Source organism: Alishewanella longhuensis (genome assembly GCF_014653435.1).
Taxonomy (GTDB): domain Bacteria; phylum Pseudomonadota; class Gammaproteobacteria; order Enterobacterales; family Alteromonadaceae; genus Alishewanella; species Alishewanella longhuensis.
Genome location: NZ_BNAO01000010.1, coordinates 166,701 through 168,790 on the forward strand (window position 1 = coordinate 166,701; position 2,090 = coordinate 168,790).

Genomic DNA, 2,090 nt, shown 5'->3' on the forward strand with positions numbered 1-2,090 from the left:
CTTTTTCACTAAGCAAGATTACACCGTGTACCTTGAACGGCTGCAGCACTATGCCAAGCAGCATCAGGTCGCTATCCATGCATTTGTGCTGATGACTAATCATGTACACTTACTGGCAACACCGCAGATAGAAAATGGCCTCAGCCTAATGATGCAAGACTTAGGACGTTATTATGTGCGGTACGTGAATAAAAGCTATGGCAGAACCGGCACTCTCTGGGAAGGAAGATATAAAGCAACCTTGGTTGATAATGATCGTTATTGTTTAGCTGTTAGCCGTTACATTGAGCTGAATCCGGTTAGAGCTGGTATGGTTGATCATCCTGCAGCTTATCCCTGGTCAAGCTATCAGGCGAATGCACTAGGTAGAGCCATTCAACTTTGGCAGCCATTACCGGCCTATTTAGGTTTGGGTAAAACGACAGATGAACAACAGCAAAGTTATCGGGAACTTTTTGAAAAGCCTTTTTCTGATAAAGTACTTGCTGAGATCCGTTTAGCCAGCCAAGGTGAGTGGGTACTTGGCAGTGAGCACTTTAAGCAGCAGATCAACACCCAGCTTAAGCTTCGCAGATCAATCATCCCAAGCAGAAAACAACCTAATTATTCGGGCAATTAATCTCGGAAACCTGCGTGGTCAGATCCCGAAGCATTAATATTAATGGCGCGCCAGCTCTTTGTCGTCAATATAGCGTAGTGCAACCTTTACCAGCTCAAGCAGAATGGTGGTATAACGAAGTATTTCGAGTTGCAGGTTTTTCAACTCTTCCACCACATACTCATGGACGATTTCATTTCTGATATCTTTCAGTGTCCTGGCTGTTTGGTTATCTTCAAGCAACCCTTTTTTAACTGCCCGATTAATGGTATCGATTAAGCTACCCGCTTCCAGCAATTCAGCTACATCTATAGCGCGATAAACTTTATTAATTAAAATATCCACCACCCTGGCAAAGCGGCTGCTAAGGTTTTCTAAGGCATCATACTGTTCAGCGGTAAGCGGCTTAGTGACATCAATACGCTGGCACTGTTCAAAGGAGCGTTGCAGCCATTTACTGGCATCCTGTAGTTGCGATACACATAACGCTAAATGCGCAGCCGAGCTTAACCTGCTCACAATGATAATTCCTCAGCGGTTGGCTTGATTAACTGCACAAAAGGTTCTGACCCATCTGCACTGGCGATGATATCTATTTTTTGCTCTCCGAGTTGTTCCACTATTCGCCAACGTGCGGCACGCAGTTTTTGCTTATTAAAGTGTTTTGATAACACCAGTAAGTCGATATCTCCTCCCCTGGCATTATTGTCTGTTCTTGAGCCATATAAAAACACTTTGGCATTGGCATCCTCAGCGGTGATCGCTTTAAAAATTACTGATTTTTCATAATCAGACAGACGCATATATTTGTTCCTTAGTGTGTTGCCAGCACTTTCAGTAGACCATAACAAACAATGTCATTTATTTATAGCGTAGTATAACCGAAAAACCTTCGAACCTTCGGGGTCAAAACCTGTGGGATCCCCACGAATTTATCACCAACATAAAACATCTTCAGCAGTTTTTTGCCGGAAGAACCTTCCGGAAGAACCTTCGGGGTCAGATACCGAACCACTGTGAACTTACAATTATCACGACTTAGCGAATTAGCTACTGCGTTACAGTTGCCGGGTATTGATGCGAATGCCTGTGATTTAGCCCAGCAAGCAGCAAAAGAAGAATGGGATTATCTCACCTTCCTTGAGCAGGCGCTTCAATGTGAAAAGCGTTCACGCCATCAGCGGAAGCAGCATATGTTTACCCGTATGGCGGGGTTCCCAGCAGTAAAAACTTTGGAGGAGTTTGATTATGCCTTCGCGACTGGCGTGCCTAAAAGGCAAGTTACAGAATTAGCTTCGTTGTCATTTATTGAGCGACAGGAAAATGTGGTGATGCTAGGGCCATCAGGTGTGGGTAAAACGCATATTGCCGTTGCACTGGGTTATAAAGCGGTACAGGCTGGGATAAAAACCCGCTTTATCAGCGCATCAGACTTAATTCTGCAACTGGCCACAGCACAGCGCCAGGATAACTATAAGCAAGTGATGCAGCG

The 2,090-nt window shown here is 44.6% G+C and carries 4 protein-coding genes; 2 read left to right on the forward strand and 2 right to left on the reverse strand.

All coding sequences use genetic code 11. From position 1 onward, the window contains the following. The coding region (locus IE163_RS16460; protein ID WP_189434081.1) for a transposase at positions 1-619 on the forward strand (619 nt) is incomplete at its 5' end. A gap of 39 nt (positions 620-658) precedes the next feature. Here IE163_RS16460 and IE163_RS16465 read toward each other — a convergent pair. Beyond that, positions 659-1,117, reverse strand: coding sequence for a hypothetical protein (locus IE163_RS16465; RefSeq protein ID WP_189434082.1), 459 nt, complete (start codon positions 1,115-1,117; stop codon positions 659-661). Beyond that, complete coding sequence (locus IE163_RS16470; RefSeq protein WP_189434083.1) at positions 1,114-1,401, reverse strand: nucleotidyltransferase domain-containing protein; 288 nt, start codon at positions 1,399-1,401, stop codon at positions 1,114-1,116. The genes IE163_RS16465 and IE163_RS16470 overlap by 4 nt, the downstream gene beginning before the upstream one ends. A 213-nt stretch (positions 1,402-1,614) precedes the next feature. On the opposite strand from IE163_RS16470, the gene IE163_RS16475 reads away from it, so the two are divergent. Then, the coding region (locus tag IE163_RS16475) for an ATP-binding protein (protein WP_189430489.1) at positions 1,615-2,090 on the forward strand (476 nt) is incomplete at its 3' end.

What these genes read in the sequence shown, in the direction of transcription:
- IE163_RS16470 (WP_189434083.1), bottom strand. Translation starts at nt 1,401, where the DNA reads ATGCGTCTGTCTGATTATGAAAAATCAGTAATTTTTAAAGCGATCACC.